General features: G+C 62.7%; 14 protein-coding genes. 7 read left to right on the top strand and 7 right to left on the bottom strand.

The genetic code is table 11. The features are described 5' to 3' along the window. The 7 genes from VNV36_RS08275 to gshB form a co-directional block, all read right to left on the bottom strand. Positions 1 to 1,272, bottom strand: a complete 1,272-nt coding sequence (locus tag VNV36_RS08275; protein ID WP_325717338.1) for a dihydroorotase — start codon at positions 1,270 to 1,272, stop codon at positions 1 to 3. Continuing rightward, a complete protein-coding gene (locus VNV36_RS08270; protein WP_007913665.1) occupies positions 1,269 to 2,273 on the bottom strand; it encodes an aspartate carbamoyltransferase catalytic subunit in 1,005 nt (334 codons plus the stop codon). Before VNV36_RS08270 ends, VNV36_RS08275 begins: the two co-directional genes overlap by 4 nt. A 27-nt stretch (positions 2,274 to 2,300) precedes the next feature. Further along, positions 2,301 to 2,807, bottom strand: coding sequence for a bifunctional pyr operon transcriptional regulator/uracil phosphoribosyltransferase PyrR (pyrR, locus tag VNV36_RS08265; protein ID WP_325717337.1), 507 nt, complete (start codon positions 2,805 to 2,807; stop codon positions 2,301 to 2,303). 81 nt (positions 2,808 to 2,888) lie between these two features. Beyond that, entirely contained in the window at positions 2,889 to 3,326 is a 438-nt protein-coding gene (gene ruvX / locus VNV36_RS08260; RefSeq protein ID WP_325717336.1) for a Holliday junction resolvase RuvX, read from the bottom strand. Further along, positions 3,326 to 3,898: a YqgE/AlgH family protein gene (locus tag VNV36_RS08255; protein ID WP_325717335.1), complete on the bottom strand. Its 573-nt coding sequence runs from the start codon at positions 3,896 to 3,898 to the stop codon at positions 3,326 to 3,328. The genes ruvX and VNV36_RS08255 overlap by 1 nt, the downstream gene beginning before the upstream one ends. Before the next feature lie 135 nt (positions 3,899 to 4,033). Next, positions 4,034 to 4,933, bottom strand: a complete 900-nt coding sequence (locus tag VNV36_RS08250) for an energy transducer TonB (protein WP_325717334.1) — start codon at positions 4,931 to 4,933, stop codon at positions 4,034 to 4,036. Between the two features lie 154 nt (positions 4,934 to 5,087). After that, on the bottom strand, positions 5,088 to 6,059 hold the full coding sequence (gshB, locus tag VNV36_RS08245; protein ID WP_325717333.1) for a glutathione synthase: 972 nt from the start codon (positions 6,057 to 6,059) through the stop codon (positions 5,088 to 5,090). A 225-nt stretch (positions 6,060 to 6,284) separates the two neighbouring features. Between gshB and pilG the strand changes: the two genes are divergently transcribed. From pilG to VNV36_RS08210, 7 genes are all read left to right on the top strand, one after another. Further along, the gene (pilG, locus tag VNV36_RS08240) at positions 6,285 to 6,689 is read left to right on the top strand and encodes a twitching motility response regulator PilG (protein WP_016772743.1); all 405 of its coding nucleotides are present in this window, start codon (positions 6,285 to 6,287) and stop codon (positions 6,687 to 6,689) included. Positions 6,690 to 6,749: 60 nt separating this feature from the next. Continuing rightward, positions 6,750 to 7,115, top strand: coding sequence for a twitching motility response regulator PilH (gene pilH / locus VNV36_RS08235; RefSeq protein WP_325717332.1), 366 nt, complete (start codon positions 6,750 to 6,752; stop codon positions 7,113 to 7,115). 10 nt (positions 7,116 to 7,125) lie between these two features. Next, positions 7,126 to 7,665, top strand: a complete 540-nt coding sequence (locus tag VNV36_RS08230; protein ID WP_325717331.1) for a chemotaxis protein CheW — start codon at positions 7,126 to 7,128, stop codon at positions 7,663 to 7,665. A gap of 139 nt (positions 7,666 to 7,804) precedes the next feature. Next, positions 7,805 to 9,853 (top strand): methyl-accepting chemotaxis protein, encoded by a 2,049-nt coding sequence (locus VNV36_RS08225; RefSeq protein WP_325717330.1) that lies wholly within the window; start codon positions 7,805 to 7,807, stop codon positions 9,851 to 9,853. 11 nt (positions 9,854 to 9,864) lie between these two features. Continuing rightward, a complete protein-coding gene (locus VNV36_RS08220; RefSeq protein ID WP_325717329.1) occupies positions 9,865 to 15,780 on the top strand; it encodes an Hpt domain-containing protein in 5,916 nt (1,971 codons plus the stop codon). Beyond that, positions 15,773 to 16,243, top strand: coding sequence for a chemotaxis protein CheW (locus tag VNV36_RS08215; protein WP_325717328.1), 471 nt, complete (start codon positions 15,773 to 15,775; stop codon positions 16,241 to 16,243). The genes VNV36_RS08220 and VNV36_RS08215 overlap by 8 nt, the downstream gene beginning before the upstream one ends. Before the next feature lie 511 nt (positions 16,244 to 16,754). Continuing rightward, positions 16,755 to 17,120 (top strand): DUF6124 family protein, encoded by a 366-nt coding sequence (locus VNV36_RS08210; protein ID WP_325717327.1) that lies wholly within the window; start codon positions 16,755 to 16,757, stop codon positions 17,118 to 17,120. The last annotated feature ends 60 nt before the right edge of the window (positions 17,121 to 17,180 follow it).

Below are 17,180 nucleotides of genomic sequence, written 5' to 3'. Positions count from 1 at the left end.
TTAGGCCTGGTGCGTGACCCGCCCATCCACCAGCGTATAGCGAACGACACCCGGCAGGCTGTGCCCGATGAACGGGCAGTTCTCGCCCTTCGACAGCCAGTGCTCACCGGCCACCGTCGATGCTTTTGGATCGAACAGCACGATATCCGCTGCACCACCCACGGCCAGTTTGCCCGCCGGCAGGCGCAGCGCCTCGGCCGGGCCTGCGCTCAGGCGTGCCAGCAGCGTCGGCAAGTCGAGTAAACCGTCCTCGACCAAGGTCATCGCCAGTGGCAGCAACAGTTCGACGCTGCTGATGCCCGGCTCGGTCGCGCCGAACGGTGCCAGTTTGGCGTCACGCTCGTGGGGCTGGTGATGGCTGGAGATCGCCGACACCACACCGGACTTCACCGCTTCACGCAAACCATCGCGGTCGGCGCGGGTGCGCAGTGGCGGTTGCACGTGATAGAGGCTGTTGAAGTCGATCAGCGCTTCGTCGGTGAGAATCAGTTGGTACAGCGCGACATCGGCAGTGACCTTCAGGCCACGGGCCTGCGCCTGGGCGATCAGCGCCACACCGCGCGCGCTGGTCAGCTGGCTGAAGTGCGCACGTACGCCGGTTTGTTCGACCAGCAGCAGATCGCGAGCCAGCGCCACGGTTTCCGCCGTTTCCGGAATCCCCGGCAGGCCGAGGAAACTGGCGACCGCGCCTTCGTGGGCGAGACCGCCCTCGGCCAGATCGTGATCCTGCGAGTTGAAAATCACCGTCAGGTCGAAGGTCGCCGCGTATTCCAGCGCCCGGCACAGGGTGCGGCTGTTGCGGAAACTCTCCAGGCCGTTGCCGAACGCTACGCAACCGGCGTCGCGCAGGGCCACCAGTTCGGCCAGTTGCTCACCGTCCAGACCTTTGCTCAGTGCGCCGATCGGGAACACCTTGGTATTGCCGGCTTCGCGGGCGCGGTCGAGGATCAGTTCGGCCACGGCCGAGGTGTCGAGCACCGGTTTGGTCTTCGGCGGGCAGCACAGGCTGGTCACGCCACCGGCAGCGGCGGCGCGGGTTTCGCTGACGATCGAGCCTTTGCGGCTGTAACCCGGCTCACGCAGGGCGACGTTGAGGTCAACCAGACCAGGCGCGGCGACCAGGCCTTGGGCGTCAATGGTTTCCACTGCACTGAAACCCGCCGGTGCCGCGCCAAGGGCAACGATCTTGCAGGCTTCAACGTGGATGTCGGTGATTTGATCCAGGCCGCTGCCGGGATCGATAACGCGTGCGCCGAGAATGCTGAGCTTCACTGGGCGTTCTCCTGCTCGAATTGGCGCTGCGCGGTCTGCCCGCTCATGGCCATGGACAGCACCGCCATTCGGATCGCGATGCCGTAGGTGACTTGATTGAGGATGACCGAATGCGGGCCGTCGGCCACCGCCGACTCGATCTCCACGCCACGATTGATCGGCCCCGGGTGCATGACGATGCAATCGGGTTTGGCGCCGGCCAGACGTGCGGTGGTCAGGCCGAACAGGCGGTAGAACTCGCCTTCGCTCGGCAGCAGGCCGCCGGTCATGCGCTCGCGCTGCAGGCGCAGCATGATCACCACGTCGACATCCTTCAGGCCTTCGGTCATGTCGGTGTAGACCTTGACGCCGTATTGCTCGATGCCGATCGGCAGCAGGGTTTTCGGCGCAATCACGCGGATGTCCGGGCAACCGAGGGTCTTGAGCGCGAGCATGTTCGAGCGCGCCACCCGCGAGTGCAGGATGTCGCCGACGATGGCCACCGAGAGGTTTTCGAAACCGCCCTTGTGCCGACGGATGGTGAGCATGTCGAGCATGCCTTGGGTCGGGTGCGCGTGGCGCCCGTCGCCGCCGTTGATGATCGCCACTTGCGGGCAGACATGCTCGGCGATGAAGTGCGCCGCGCCGGAATCGCCGTGGCGCACGACGAACATGTCGGCGGCCATGGCTTCGAGGTTACGCAGCGTATCGAGCAGGGTTTCGCCCTTGCTCGCCGACGATGTCGACACGTTCAGGGTGATCACGTCCGCCGACAGGCGCTGGGCTGCCAGTTCGAAGGTGGTGCGAGTGCGCGTGGAGTTTTCGAAGAACACGTTGCACACGGTCTTGCCGCGCAGCAAAGGGACTTTCTTCACCGCCCGGGCACCGACTTCGAGGAACGAGTCGGCAGTGTCGAGGATTTCCGTCAGCAACTCGCGGCGCAGGCCGTCGAGCGAGAGGAAGTGGCGCAGCTGGCCCTGATCATTGAGCTGCAGCGGGCGCTTGGTATCTAGAGGCGTCATCGCGAAGGGGACTCTCAATAGGGCGGATTAAAGGGTGACATCTTGCAGTTCGAGCGTCAGCGGCTCGGGGCCGGACAGCTTGACCCGCTGGTTGGCGGCCAGGGTCAGGGTGGCGCCGAGTACATTCGGGCGGATCGGCAGCTCGCCGGCGTCCAGGTCCAGCAGACAGACCAGCGTGACGCTGGCCGGGCGGCCGTAATCGAACAGCTCGTTCATCGCGGCGCGGATGGTGCGACCGCTCATCAGCACGTCGTCGATCAGCACCAGATGCTGGCCTTCGATCTCGAAAGGCAGGGCGGACGGGCGTACTTGCGGGTGCAGACCGTTCTGGCTGAAGTCGTCGCGGTAGAAGGACACGTCCAGGGTGCCCAGTGGCGCATCGCTGGCCAGTTCCTTGAGCAGCGCCTGCGCGACCCAGATGCCGCCGGTGCGGATGCCGATATAACGCGGTTCGCTGATGTCACGCTGGGCAAGGTGCGCCTTGAGGCGGGTCGCCATCTGGCTGATCAGATCGGCGGGATTGGGCAGGCTCATGGTTGCTCCTTCGTGATTCCGCGCTGCGTCCTGCCGGACGAAGCTCGGTTTATAACCAAAAGAAAAGCGCCGAAGCGCTTGTCAGGATTCAAACAATGCAGTGTTTTCATCGAGCCAGCCCTGCAGCAGCAGGGCGGCGGCGATGGCGTCCACCGGGTTGTCGCGGTAACTGCCTTTCTGCCCGCCGCGCACCAGCCGCTCGCCTTTGGCTTCGAAGGTGGTCAGGCGCTCGTCGTGGGTATAGAAAGGCAGGTTGTAGCGACCGTTGAGGCGTCGGGCGAATTTCTCGGCACGCACGCACATTTCGCTTGGCGAGCCGTCCATGTTCAGCGGCAGACCGACGACCACTGCGTCGGGTTTCCATTCCTTGATCAATGCTTCGACCTGATCCCAGTTCGGCACGCCGTTCTGCGCCTTCAAGGTGCACAGCTCACGAGCCTGGCCGGTGATCACCTGGCCGACCGCGACGCCGATCTGTTTGGTGCCGTAGTCGAAGCCGAGAATCAGGCGCAGGGCCATCAGGCGTGACCTGCCTGGCTGGTAAGCAGATTGAGGTCGATGCCCAAGTGTCGCGCTGCCGCTTCCAGGCGCAATTCGCTGCGGGTGTTGAAGAGGATGTCGGCGTGGTACGGGCAGGTCAGCCAGGCATTGTCGGCCAATTCGGCTTCCAGTTGTCCGGCTTCCCAGCCGGCGTAACCGAGGGTGATCAGGCTTTGCGCCGGGCCGACGCCGTCTGCGATGGCGAACAGCACGTCTTGGGAAGTCGACAGCGCCAGATCGCCGTCCAGCTGCGCAGTGGCCTGAAAGGTCTGGCCCGACGGGTGCAGAACGAAACCGCGATCGGTCTGTACCGGCCCGCCGATGAAGATCGGCACATCCTGGCAGCGTGCCGGCGGTTCGATGTCCGGGCGCAACTGTTCGAGGATGTCGGCCAGGTTCAACTCCTGCGGCCTGTTGATCACCAGCCCCATCGCGCCATTGGCCGTGTGCTCGACGATGTAGGTCAAAGTGTGGGCAAAGTTCGGGTCGGCCATGTGTGGCATGGCGATCAGGAAGTGATGCTTGAGGTAGCTGGGGCTGACGTTTTTCATGTGCGCTAGTGTGGCGTCGCAAGGGCGAACTGACAAGCTGAGGCTTTAAAAGATCGCAGCCTTCGGCAGCTCCTACAGGGTGTACGCAGGCCCACTGTAGGAGCTGCCGAAGGCTGCGATCTTTTGATTTTGCTCTTAATTGCTGGAGAGCTTGTCACCCCGGGCAAATTTCCAGGTGCGGATGATTTCCAGTCGGTCGATATCCGACAGATCGCCGGTAAACGGTGCAAACGGCGCGGCCAGGCGGACGATGCGCTGCGCGGCCTGATCGAGCAGCGGCTGGCCAGAGGATTCCAGTACCAGCACTTCATACAGCGAGCCGTCGCGGTTGATCGACACCATCAGACGCAGATTGCCGTAGATCTGCTTGCGGCGCGCCTCTTCGGGGTAATTGAGGTTGCCGATGCGCTCGACCTTCTTGCGCCAGTCGTCCTTGTACCAGGCACCCTTGTCGCGCATGGTCGACGCCGCACTCAGGCGGTGGATGCGCGGGCGCTTGGCGTACAGCTGTTGTTCCTTGGCCAGTTCCGCTTCAAGGCTGGCGATGTCGCTGGACAACTGCGAGCTGTCGAACGCCGGCGCATCGACGGTCGGTTTGACTTCGGTCTTGGTTTCTTCTTTCTTGGTCGGCGCCTTTTTCGGTTTCGGCGCGACGGTGGTCACCGCAGCCTTTGGCGCGGCTTCCTGCACTTCGGGTTTGGCGGCCGGGGGCGGGGTGACCTTCTTGACCTGATTGTCCTGGAACGGCGCGACTTCGGTGGTTTTCGGTGTGGCTTTCTTGTCCAGCGTGCCGCTGCCTTCCTGGTTTTCCTGAGCGAGGAAGTCAGCCTTTTCCGGCTTTTTCTCGGCCTTGAAAGTGGCCAGGGTGATTTCCAGGGTTTTGCTGATCTGCTGGGGCTCGACCATGGTAAAGCCGACACCGAGCAACAGCGCCAAGTGAATCAGCGCCGCGAGAAACAGGGTAAAACCGAGGCGATCGGCCGGGCGCACGCCTCGATGGGCGAGTTCAGCGGGCAGATCGGACGGGAGGGTCATGACAGAAAAACCAACATCGCGTTTTCATGGGCCCGGCATGATAACGCAATGTTGGTTTTTAGCTGCAAGCTACAGAGAAGCAAGCGACGAGCCGCTTAGGGGCAGCTGCAAGTTTCGAGCTGCAAGCTGCAAGTTAGAAGCTGGTCGCTCGGCTTCAAGCTTGAGGCTTGCGGCTCGAAGCTTGCAGCTTCTTCTCAATGGCATCCATGAGCATGCCGCCGATATCAGTACCAAACGCATTGTCGATTTCACGGATGCAGGTCGGGCTGGTGACGTTGATTTCGGTGAGGTTCTCGCCGATCACGTCGAGGCCGACGAACAGTAGGCCTTTTTCGCGCAAGGCAGGGCCGACCTGAGCGGCGATCCAGCGATCCTTGTCGGTCAGCGGACGCGCTTCGCCACGGCCACCGGCGGCGAGGTTGCCGCGGGTTTCGCCCTGCGCCGGAATCCGCGCCAGGCAGTAGTCCACCGGCTCGCCGTCGATCATCAGGATGCGTTTGTCGCCATCCTTGATCGCTGGCAGGTACGCCTGGCCCATGATCTGCTGGTCACCGAGGGCGGTCAGGGTTTCCAGAATCACCGACAGGTTCGGATCGCCCGCGCGGTGACGGAAGATCGAAGTACCGCCCATGCCGTCCAGCGGCTTGAGGATCACGTCGCCGTGCTTGGCAGCGAATTCACGCAGCACGTCGGCGCGGCGGCTGACGATGGTCGGCGGCGTACACTGCGGGAACAGCGTGGCGAACAGCTTTTCATTGCAGTCGCGCAGGCTCTGCGGCTTGTTCACCACCAGCACGCCGGCGGTTTCGGCCTGTTCGAGCAGGTAGGTGGAGTAGACGAACTCCATGTCGAACGGCGGATCCTTGCGCATCAGGATCACGTCCAGATCGCTCAGCAGGTTGTCCTGCTCGGCGTCCAGTTCGAACCATTTTTCCGGGTTGGCGAAGACTCTCAGCGGCTTCATCCGCGCCCGTGCCTGGCCTTCGGCCTGATACAGGTCGCGCTGTTCCATGTAGAACAGTTCCCAGCCACGCTTTTGCGCGGCCAGCAGCATGGCCAGCGAGCTATCCTTTTTATAGGAGATGCTGGCGATAGGGTCCATGACAATCCCGACGCGAACGCTCATTGGGTTTTCCTCGAAATTTGGCTACCGGATCGGTATTGAAAAAGTGCCGCCAGAGTGGCGCTGGGTGGGTTTCGGGTCAAGGGAAAACCCGTCGATAGATTGCATCTGGAGACTGTGCTAAAAAGGCTGGCAGATCGCGCCGCCCCTTGGCCATCAAGGGTTTGAGGCCATTATTCACGGCAAAACGGACAATTTGATTCGCAAAGGCGACGGTAGAACCCTCTTATGGAACAGCAGTCCAGCGCCTTGAAGGTCATGGTGATCGACGACTCGAAAACGATTCGTCGTACCGCCGAAACATTGTTGAAGAACGTTGGTTGCGAAGTGATCACCGCTATCGACGGTTTCGATGCGCTGGCGAAGATCGCCGACCACCATCCCGGGATCATCTTCGTCGACATCATGATGCCGCGTCTGGATGGTTATCAGACCTGCGCCCTGATCAAGAACAACAGCGCTTTCAAGGCCACGCCGGTGATCATGCTGTCATCCAGGGACGGGCTGTTCGACAAGGCCAAGGGGCGGATCGTCGGTTCTGATCAATTCCTGACCAAGCCATTCAGCAAAGAAGAACTGCTCAACGCGATTCAGGCCCATGTCCCGGGCTTCGCCGCCGTTTTGCCGCAGTAAGACACGCACAGTGACGCTCGGCCAGCGGGCCGGCAGTCGACCAGAAAAATGGGGAAGACCATGGCACGTATCCTGATCGTCGATGATTCGCCGACTGAAATGTACAAACTGACCGGCATGCTCGAAAAGCATGGCCATCAAGTGCTCAAGGCCGAGAACGGCGCCGACGGCGTCGCCCTGGCGCGTCAGGAAAAACCCGACGCCGTGCTGATGGACATCGTCATGCCCGGCCTCAACGGCTTTCAGGCGACCCGGCAGTTGACCAAGGATGCCGATACCGCGCACATCCCGGTGATCATCATCACCACCAAGGATCAGGAAACCGACAAGGTCTGGGGCACCCGCCAGGGCGCCAGGGACTACCTGACCAAACCGGTCGACGAAGAGACCCTGATCAAGACCCTGAACAACGTGCTCAAAGGCTGATCGCGCAATCATGAGCCAGTCGCTGACCGCGTTCGAACTGCTCTGGCAGATCGACCAGCGCTGCCGCTTGCTGGCAGCGGACCTGCCCTCGCAGGCACCGCGCCCGGATCGCTGGAGCGGCATCGGCTTTCGCCTCGGCGAGCACTGGTATGTGGCGCCGATGGGCGAAGTCAGCGAAGTCCTGCATGAGCCGCGCTTCACACAAGTGCCCGGGGTCAAACCGTGGGTCAAGGGCGTGGCCAATCTGCGCGGGCGGCTGCTGCCGATCATGGACCTGTGCGGGTTCTTCGGCCATGAGCTGTCACCGCTGCGCAAACAGCGGCGGGTATTGGTGGTGGAACATCAAGACGTGTTTGTCGGGGTGATGGTCGACGAAGTCATCGGCTTGCAGCATTTCGAGCAGGACAGCTTCGAGCCACTGTCGATCAGCAAACGCCAGGGCTCCAAGGCCGAATTCGTCAAGGGCTACTTCCGCCGCGAACAGAACTGGCGAGTGTTCAGTTTGTTTGCGCTGGCCAGATCCCCGGTGTTCATGGGTGTCGCAATCTGATTGGTTGAATACCATCCCTGTGGGAGCGAGCCTGCTCGCGAATGCGGTCTGCCATCCACCATGATGCTGGCTGACCCACCGCCTTCGCGAGCAGGCTCGCTCCCACAAGGGCCATGGCAGGTTTCATAGGCGAGGACCGATGACAAAAGCAAAAACAGGCAAGTCGGCAGAGGCATCGCGCAGTCGTGCGCAGATCATCGTGCTGTTTATCGCGCTGATCGTGTTCATCATGCTGCTGTTCGCCAACTTCGCTTACCTCAACACCCAGGCGAACTACGACAAGCAGTACATCGGCCACGCCGGTGAGCTGCGCGTGCTCTCGCAACGCATCGCCAAGAACGCCACCGAAGCGGCGGCGGGCAAAGCGGCCGCGTTCAAATTGCTCAGCGACGCGCGCAACGATTTCACCCAGCGTTGGGGTTACCTGAAAAAAGGCGACCCGAACACTGGGTTGCCACCGGCACCCGCCGCCGTGCGCCCGGAAATGCGCGCCGTGCAGCTGGACTGGGAACGCCTGCTGAAAAATACCGACGCGATCCTCAGCAGCGAACAAACCGTGCTGTCGCTGCATCAGGTTGCCGCGACCCTGGCCGAAACCGTGCCGCAGTTGCAGATCGAATACGAAAAAGTCGTGGAAATTCTCTTGCAGCGCGGCGCTCCGGCGGCGCAGGTGGCGATGGCCCAGCGCCAATCGCTGCTGGCTGAACGTATTCTCGGCGCGGTCAACACCGTGCTCGCCGGCGACGAAAACTCGCAGCAGGCTGCCGACGCCTTTGGCCGCGACGCCGCGCGTTTCGGCCTGGTGCTCAACGGCATGTTGCAGGGCAACCCGGCGCTGAAGATCAGCCAGGTCGAAGATCGCGACGCCCGCGCGCGGTTGAGTGAAATTTCCGAGTTGTTCCAGTTCGTCTCAGGCTCCGTGGATGAAATCCTCGAAACCTCGCCGGAGCTGTTCAAGGTGCGCGAATCGGCCACCAATATTTTCAGCCTGTCACAAACGCTGCTCGACGAAGCCTCGCACCTGGCCACAGGTTTTGAACATCTTGCCGGCGGGCGCAACACCGACACCATTGGCGGTTATGTCTTGGGCTTGCTGGCGCTGGCCTCGATCATCCTCATCGGTCTGGTGATGGTGCGCGAGACCAATCGCCAGTTGCGCGAAACCGCCGAGAAGAACGAGCGCAACCAGAACGCGATCATGCGCCTGCTCGACGAGATCGAAGACCTGGCCGACGGCGACCTCACCGTGACCGCTTCGGTGACCGAAGACTTCACCGGTACCATCGCCGACTCGATCAACTATTCCGTCGACCAGCTGCGTGATCTGGTCGCGACCATCAACCTCACCGCCGGCCAGGTCGCCGCTGCGGTGCAGGAAACCCAGGCCACCGCCATGCACCTGGCTCAGGCTTCGGAGCAACAGGCCCAGCAGATTTCCGAAGCCTCGACAGCGATCAGCGACATGGCCGAATCCATCGATCAGGTCTCGGCCAACGCTGCCGAATCGTCGGCGGTGGCCGAACGCTCCGTGGAAATCGCCAACAAGGGCAACGAGGTGGTGCACAACACCATCCACGGCATGGACAACATCCGCGAGCAGATTCAGGACACCGCCAAGCGCATCAAGCGCCTCGGCGAGTCGTCCCAGGAAATCGGCGACATCGTCAGCCTCATCGACGACATCGCCGACCAGACCAACATCCTCGCTCTCAACGCAGCGATTCAGGCATCGATGGCCGGTGATGCCGGGCGCGGCTTTGCTGTGGTTGCTGATGAAGTGCAGCGTCTGGCCGAGCGCTCCTCCGCCGCGACCCGGCAGATCGAAACACTGGTGCGGGCGATTCAGGCCGACACCAACGAAGCGGTGATTTCCATGGAGCAGACCACCACCGAGGTAGTGCGCGGCGCGCGACTGGCGCAGGATGCCGGTGTGGCCCTGGAAGAAATCGAAGGCGTGTCCAAGACCCTCGCGGCGCTGATCCAGAGCATTTCCAACGCGGCGCAGCAGCAGACCTCTTCGGCCGGTCAGATCTCGCTGACGATGAACGTGATCCAGCAGATCACCTCGCAGACTTCGTCGGGGTCCACGGCCACCGCCGAGAGCATCGGCAACCTGGCGAAAATGGCCAGTCAGCTGCGCCGTTCGGTGTCCGGTTTCACCTTGCCGGCGGCGACAGATAAAGCGTGAGTGGAGTGGTTATGGGTGATCGGCACGACTATGTGGCCCTGGAATGGGTCAAGGGCGAAATTGCCGAAACGCTGAGGCTGGCGCATCAGGCGATCGAAGCCGTGCTCGACGATCCGCAGGCCTTCCCCGGGCTGGACGAGTGCCTGGCGTACATTCATCAGGTGCACGGCAGTCTGCAAATGGTCGAGTTCTATGGCGCGGCGTTGCTCGCCGAAGAAATGGAGCATCTGGTCCAAGCCCTGCAACATGAGCGCGTGCCGCACCGCGACGAAGCCTTGCACCTGATGCTGCAGGCGCTGGGGCAATTGCCGGCGTACCTCGACCGCGTACAGAGTGCCCGGCGTGACCTGCCGCTGGTGGTGTTGCCGCTGATCAACGATTTGCGCAGCGCACGCGGCGAAAGCCTGTTGGCGGAAACCAGCCTGTTCAGCCCGCCATTGCCCGAGCTGGCGCCGCTGAGCGACGAAGCACTCGCCGCACTGGAACCGCCCGATCTGCCGAACGTGCTGCGCAAACTGCGGCAGATGCTGATAATGGCCCTGGTCGGTCTGCTGCGCGAACAGGACGACCAGACGCACCTCGGTTATCTGGCCAAGGTCTTCACGCGCCTCGAAGCGTTGAGCGGTGATTCGCCGTTGAGCCCGCTGTGGCAAGTGGCCTCGGCGCTGGTCGAGGGTATGCGCGAGGGCGTCATCGCCAACAGTCCGGCGCTGCGCAGCCTGTTCAAGGAGGCCGACAAAGAGCTCAAACGCCTGCTCGATCAGGGTATGCGCGCACTCAATCAGCCGGCGCCGGCCGAATTGCTGAAAAGCCTGTTGTTCTATATTGCCAAAGCCGAACATCCCACCGGGCAGATGCTGACCATGAAAGATCGCTACTCCCTGGACGACGCGTTGCCCGACAGCGCGATGGTCGATGAAGAACGCGCACGCCTCGCCGGCCCCGACCGCGATGCCATGCGCTCGGTGCTGGCGGCGCTGTGCGAAGAGCTGGTGCGGGTCAAGGAGCGCCTCGACCTGTTCGTGCGCAGCGACCGCCAGCACGCCTCGGATCTCGACAGCCTGCTCGCGCCGCTGCGGCAGATCGCAGATACCCTCGCAGTGCTGGGTTTCGGCCAGCCGCGCAAAGTCATCATCGATCAACTGGCAGTAGTGCTCAGCCTCGCCCAGGGCCAGCGCGAACCGAACGACGCGATCCTCATGGACGTCGCCGGGGCCTTGCTTTACGTCGAAGCGACGCTGGCCGGCATGGTCGGTACGGTGGAAACGCAAAGCGCCGACGATGCGCGCCTGCCGACCACCGACCTGACGCAGATCCACCAGATAGTGATCAAGGAAGCGCGCATCTGCCTGCAACAGGCCAAGGACATGATCGTCGACTACATCGATGCCGATTGGGATCGCCAGCACTTGCAACCTTTGCCGGAGCTGCTGACCCAGGTGCGCGGGGCGCTGGCGATGATTCCGCTGGCGCGCGCGGCGAGTCTGGTCGAGGCCTGCAACGGCTTTATCCGCGAACACCTGATGTTCGATGCCCACGAACCGGGCTGGGAGCAACTCGACCATTTGGCCGATGTGATCAGCAGCCTCGAGTATTACCTCGAACGCCTGAGCGACGACCCGCAGGCACCCGCCGAGCATCTGCTGGATGTCGCGCAGAACAGCCTCGCCAGCCTCGGCTTCTTCCCGAGCGAGCAACCCGGCGAACCGCAGGTGCCGCTGCTCGATGAAGTGCTCAGCCCCAGCGAAGCGCAGGTCATGCAGGACCTGCAGACGCTTGATGACCCCGAGGTCGTGCAGTCGCTCGCCCAGGTGCTGGCCAGTCCGGTGTCGACGCTCAACCCGCCGGCGCGCAACACCCCCGGCAGCCTGATGCCGCCGCCGGCCGATGAAGAACCGGTCGACGATGAGCTGCGCGAAGTGTTCCTCGAAGAGACCGACGAAGTTCTCGAAGTTCTCCATGAATACCTGCCGCGCTGGATCGCCAATGCGCAGGATCGCGCCGCGCTGACCGAGCTGCGCCGGGCCTTCCATACCTTGAAAGGCAGCGGGCGCATGGTGCGTGCGCTGGTTCTCGGTGAACTGGCCTGGGCGGTGGAAAACCTGCTCAACCGTGTGCTTGAGCAAAGCGTGGAACCCGGCGCGGTGCTGCGCCAATTGCTCGGCGACACGCTGTTGCTATTGCCCGAGCTGATTAACGAATTCGCCACCCAGCGCCAGCGTCAGCGCAACGATGTCGACCAACTCGCCGCCCGCGCTCACGCGCTGGCCAAGGGTGATGAGCCGCTGGCCGCCGAAGACACCGACGACGTCGCTGCGCTCGATCCGTTGTTGCTGGAGATCTTCCGCAACGAAGCCGAAACCCACCTGGCCAGCCTCAACCGCTTCCTCGATCAGGCCGCCGAACACGTGCCGCTGCAGGCCAGCGATGACCTGCAACGGGCGTTGCACACGCTCAAGGGCAGCGCCTCGATGGCCGGGGTATTGCCGATGGCCGAACTGGCCGCGTCACTCGATCAACTGGCCCGCGAGTTCAAGGCGCATCAGTTGCCACTGGATCTTGATGAGGTCGAGCTGCTGCTGGAAGCCGAAGGGCTGTTTCGCGTCGGCCTGCGCCAGCTCAAGCACGATCCGCTGGCGCCGATTGTTGGCGCGCAGTCGCTGATCAAGCGTACCGACGCGCTGCTCGCCGAACGTCTGCAAGCCAGCTTCGACAGCGCTGAAAACGGCCTGCGCATCAAGCGCGACCCGCAGTTGATCAACAACTTTCTCGCCCAGGGCATGGACATTCTGCTCGATGCCGAAAACCTCTTGCAGCGCTGGCAGCAACACCCTGGCGAACGCCAGGAACTCAGCGCCTTGCTCGATGAACTGACCACCCTCGGCGAAGGTGCGCACCTCGCCGATCTGCTACCGGTCGATGGCCTCTGCGAAGCCTTGCTCGATCTCTATGGCGCCGTGGAAGAAAGCAGTCTGGCGGTCAGCGAGCGATTTTTTCATGAGGCGCAACTGGCGCACGAAGCGCTGATCAACATGCTCGACGAGCTCGCCGCCGGCCAGGAAATCACCCCACAGCCCGAGCGCATTCGTGCGTTGCAGGAGCTGCTCGACGAAGGCCTCGACCCGGCGGCCATGGGCCTGATCCGCAGCGATGGCAGCCGCAGCCTGAACATTCGCGAACTGAGCGGCGCGACTGCCGAGTTGCAGCAGTCGGCGAGTGCATTGGAGCCGGACGACGAGATCGTCGAAATCTTCCTCGAAGAAGCCGTGGATATCCTCGACAGCGCCGGGCAAGCCTTGCAGCGCTGGCTCAAGATGCCGGACAACGCCGCGCCGCTGTCGTCCTTGCAGCGCGACTTGCACACCCTCAAGGGTGGCGCGCGCATGGCCGAAGTCGAGGCTATCGGCGATCTCGCTCAAGAGCTGGAAAGCTTTTACGAAGGTCTGGTCGACCGCCGCTACAGCCACAGCGCAGCGCTCGAGGGTGTGCTGCAGCAGAGTCACGAGCGCCTGGCGCTGATGCTGGAGCAACTGCAAGCGCATCAGCCGCTGACCCCGGCGCAGGATCTGATCGATGCGATTCGTCAACTGCGTCAGGGCCAGGCCGGGAGTGAAACACCGCCGACGCCGGCGGGGCAGGACACCGCCGGGCATGATCCGGAGTTATTGGAAATCTTCCTCGAAGAAGGTTTCGACATCATCGAAAGCTCCGGCGCCGCGCTGTTGCGCTGGCAGGCCGAGCCGGGCAATCGTCAGGAAGTCGAAACCCTGCTGCGTGATTTGCACACCCTCAAGGGGGGGGCGCGGATGGTCGAAATCGGCCCGATCGGCGACCTCGCCCATGAGCTGGAATTTCTCTATGAAAGCCTCTCTGCCGGTGCGCTGCAACCGTCTGGCGAACTGTTCGCACTGGTGCAGCGCGGCCATGACCGACTGGCGCAGATGCTCGACGCGGTGCGTGCCGGGCAGCCTTGCCCGCCAGCCGATCGGCTGATCAACGCGATCCGCAATTTCAGTCATCCGGCGCAGGTTGAAACACCGCCGGCGCCAGCCTTGCCATCTGCGCCCAGGCCCGAAGCTGCGCCACCGGCCGCCGACGCCGGCGCGGACATGGTCAAGGTGTCCTCCGAGCTGCTCGACGAGTTGGTCAATCTGGCCGGGGAAACTTCGATCTTTCGCGGGCGTATCGAGCAGCAGGTCAACGACGCGCAGGTTGCCCTCAATGAAATGGAAACCACCATCGAGCGCATGCGCGATCAACTGCGCCGTCTCGACACCGAAACCCAGGGTCGGATTCTCAGCCGTCAGCAAGTCGACGGTGAACGCCTGGGGTACGAAGAATTCGATCCGCTGGAAATGGATCGTCATTCGCAGTTGCAGCAACTGTCGCGGGCGCTGTTCGAGTCCGCCTCCGACTTGCTCGACCTCAAGGAAACCCTCGACCGGCGCAATCACGACGCGGAAAACCTGTTGCAGCAACAGGGGCGGATCAACACCGAATTGCAGGAAGGCCTGATGCGCACGCGCATGGTGCCGTTCGAACGCATGCTGCCGCGCCTCAAGCGCATCGTCCGTCAGGTCGCCGAAGAGCTGGGCAAGGATGTTGCGTTTGTCGTTGGCAATGCCGAGGGCGAGATGGATCGCAACGTCCTCGAGCGCATGGCTGCGCCGCTGGAACACATGCTGCGCAATGCCGTTGACCATGGTCTGGAATCTGCCGAGGTGCGGCTGGCGGCGGGCAAACCGGCGCAAGGGCAGATCACCCTCGACCTGTCCCGCGAGGGCGGCGACATCGTCTTCGACATCCGCGACGACGGCGCCGGGGTGCCGCTGGAAGCCGTGCGGCGCAAGGCGATCAAACGCGGCTTGCTGGCGCCCGACGCCGAGATCAGCGACCGCGACGTGCTGCAGTTCATCCTCCAGCCGGGTTTCTCCACCGCGGAAAAAATCACCCAGATTTCCGGACGTGGCGTTGGCATGGATGTGGTTCACGAAGAGGTGCGTCAGCTCGGCGGCAGCATGAGCATCGATTCGGTGCCGGGGCAGGGCGTGCATTTTCGCATTCGGTTGCCCTTCACCGTGTCGGTCAATCGCGCGTTGATGGTGCAGTGCGGTGAGGATCAATACGCGATCCCGCTGAACACCATCGAAGGCATCGTGCGGGTATTGCCCAATGATCTGGAAGCGCACTTGCGGATTGATCCGCCGCGCTACCAGTACGGCGGCCAGACCTATGAACTGTGCTACCTCGGCGAGCTGCTGAAAACCGCGCCACGGCCGAAACTGCTCGGGCAGAATCTGCCGTTGCCGGTGCTGCTGGTGCATTACAACGACCGCCACATTGCGGTGCTGGTCGACGCCATGGGCGGCACCCGCGAGATCGTGGTCAAGAGCCTCGGCCCGCAATTCTCGGCGGTGCAGGGCGTTTCCGGGGCGACGATTCTCGGCGATGGCCGGGTGGTGCTGATCCTGGATCTGCTCGCACCGATCCGGGCGATGCAGGCGCGAGTGGCGCAGGAACCTTCACGCGCGGAGGTCGACAGCGAGCCGCAAAAGCCGCTGCTGATCATGGTCGTCGACGACTCAGTGACGGTGCGCAAGGTCACCAGCCGTTTGCTCGAACGTCACGGCATGAATGTGCTGACCGCCAAGGACGGCGTTGACGCGATGCTGTTGCTCGAAGAACACATGCCCGACCTGATGCTGCTGGACATTGAAATGCCGCGCATGGACGGCTTTGAAGTCGCCACGCAGGTGCGCAACGACGAACGCCTGCGCCATTTGCCGATCATCATGATCACCTCGCGCACCGGGCAGAAACACCGCGACCGCGCGATGGCCATCGGCGTCAACGACTACCTTGGCAAGCCGTATCAGGAATCGGTACTGCTCGAAAGCATCGCCCAGTGGAGCAAGAAACATGCATGAGCACCGGCACAACCCGCGCACCGGCCAGCTGACCGGGCTGCTGCTGCCGCTGGCCGATCGCAACCTGATCCTGCCCAACGTCGCCATTGCCGAACTGATCGACTACCAGACCAGCGCCTTCGACCTCGACACGCCACCGTGGTACCTGGGCCGGGTAACGTGGCGCGAACGGCAGATTCCGTTGATCAGTTTCGAATCGGCCTGCGGACAGAAGATTGTCATCGGCGAACGTGCGCGGATCGTCATTCTGAATGCCTTGGGCGGCTTGCCGGAGCTGAAATTCATCGCGCTCTTGGTGCAGGGGATTCCCCGGTCGTACAAGCTCGACAGTCACCTGAGTTACGTGGATGTGCCGTTGTGTGCGCTGGAGCAGGCGGCGGTGCAGGTGGGTGAGCAGGTGGCGAAGGTGCCGGATTTGTTGGGATTGGAGCGGTTGTTGGTGGAGGCTGGCCTGGCCCGCTGATCCAAGGCTTTCGGTGTTTTGGATGGCCTCTTCGCGAGCAGGCTCGCTCCCACAGGGAGTGTACGCCGCACATCCCCTGTGGGAGCGAGCCTGCTCGCGAAAGCGCCAGTCGCATCACCACAATCCCACAGGTCGATCTTCACTTCCTGTAGTTCAATAAACGCCAATGCTTACCTGTGTTTAAAGACACCCAGTGTTGCGACCCACCAACCTACAAATCCTTGCGCCGCTGCCTACGCCTGCGCCAGAATCCGCCGGCTTGTGCGCCCAGGGCATGCTGCGTAACTTGGATCGGGTCACTGATTCGCAGTGATCGGGTTTAGCAGCCCGTGGTTAATCTAAGGTTGCACGAGCACCGTCAGTCAGGCTTCACGCCTGCACTCGATGGCGGCTGTGCGCAGGGCGCTTCGGCGCGCCGGCTTCCTTAGGTTCCCCGGTCTGCTAACCTGCGTTCAGCTGCCACCCTTCTTTTAGCAGAGAAGCGGTTGCGGCTTTATCCCGGAACCTGAAAATGAAAAAACCATCGCCAAACCCGCCGACCAAAGACCCGGCATCGCCCTACGAATCCCCCGACTCCAGGAAATTCCACGAAGCCGCCGAGCGCGCCCTCGACCATTACCTCGGCCCGCCCTGCGCCGACTTCATGGCCCCGCCTTACGCACCCAACACGCTGTACATGGCCAACCCTGACGCCGACACCGAATCCTTGCTGGCCGATGCCTGTGAAACCCTTGGTTCGGCGACGGTGATGCTGCACAACCACGCTGCCTCGGTTGAAGGCTCGCAGCGCAAGACCCTGCAGGGCATTGCGCAGATTGTCATGGTGGCGGAGATGGCGGTGAATCGCGTGCTGGACAAAATGGTGCCAACCGACTGAGCAAATTCGCTGAGGCGACTGACCTCTTCGCGAGCAGGCTCGCTCCCACAGTTGGAATGC

Origin of the sequence: Pseudomonas sp., from assembly GCF_035554175.1 — a bacterium.
Classification (GTDB): Bacteria; Pseudomonadota; Gammaproteobacteria; order Pseudomonadales; family Pseudomonadaceae; genus Aquipseudomonas.
The sequence above is the reverse complement of the archived record's forward strand: the minus strand, read 5'-3'. Positions and strand labels throughout refer to the sequence as shown.

Bases quoted from the DNA above. Each gene is read 5' to 3' on its own strand.
- VNV36_RS08270 (WP_007913665.1), bottom strand. From the start codon at position 2,273: ATGACGCCTCTAGATACCAAGCGCCCGCTGCAGCTCAATGATCAGGGC.
- pyrR (WP_325717337.1), bottom strand. From the start codon at position 2,807: ATGAGCCTGCCCAATCCCGCCGATCTGATCAGCCAGATGGCGACCCGC.
- ruvX (WP_325717336.1), bottom strand. From the start codon at position 3,326: ATGGCCCTGCGCCTGATTCTCGGCTTCGACTACGGCACCAAACAGATC.
- VNV36_RS08255 (WP_325717335.1), bottom strand. From the start codon at position 3,898: ATGAAAAACGTCAGCCCCAGCTACCTCAAGCATCACTTCCTGATCGCC.
- VNV36_RS08250 (WP_325717334.1), bottom strand. From the start codon at position 4,933: ATGACCCTCCCGTCCGATCTGCCCGCTGAACTCGCCCATCGAGGCGTG.
- gshB (WP_325717333.1), bottom strand. From the start codon at position 6,059: ATGAGCGTTCGCGTCGGGATTGTCATGGACCCTATCGCCAGCATCTCC.
- pilG (WP_016772743.1), top strand. From the start codon at position 6,285: ATGGAACAGCAGTCCAGCGCCTTGAAGGTCATGGTGATCGACGACTCG.
- pilH (WP_325717332.1), top strand. From the start codon at position 6,750: ATGGCACGTATCCTGATCGTCGATGATTCGCCGACTGAAATGTACAAA.
- VNV36_RS08230 (WP_325717331.1), top strand. From the start codon at position 7,126: ATGAGCCAGTCGCTGACCGCGTTCGAACTGCTCTGGCAGATCGACCAG.
- VNV36_RS08225 (WP_325717330.1), top strand. From the start codon at position 7,805: ATGACAAAAGCAAAAACAGGCAAGTCGGCAGAGGCATCGCGCAGTCGT.
- VNV36_RS08220 (WP_325717329.1), top strand. From the start codon at position 9,865: ATGGGTGATCGGCACGACTATGTGGCCCTGGAATGGGTCAAGGGCGAA.
- VNV36_RS08215 (WP_325717328.1), top strand. From the start codon at position 15,773: ATGCATGAGCACCGGCACAACCCGCGCACCGGCCAGCTGACCGGGCTG.
- VNV36_RS08210 (WP_325717327.1), top strand. From the start codon at position 16,755: ATGAAAAAACCATCGCCAAACCCGCCGACCAAAGACCCGGCATCGCCC.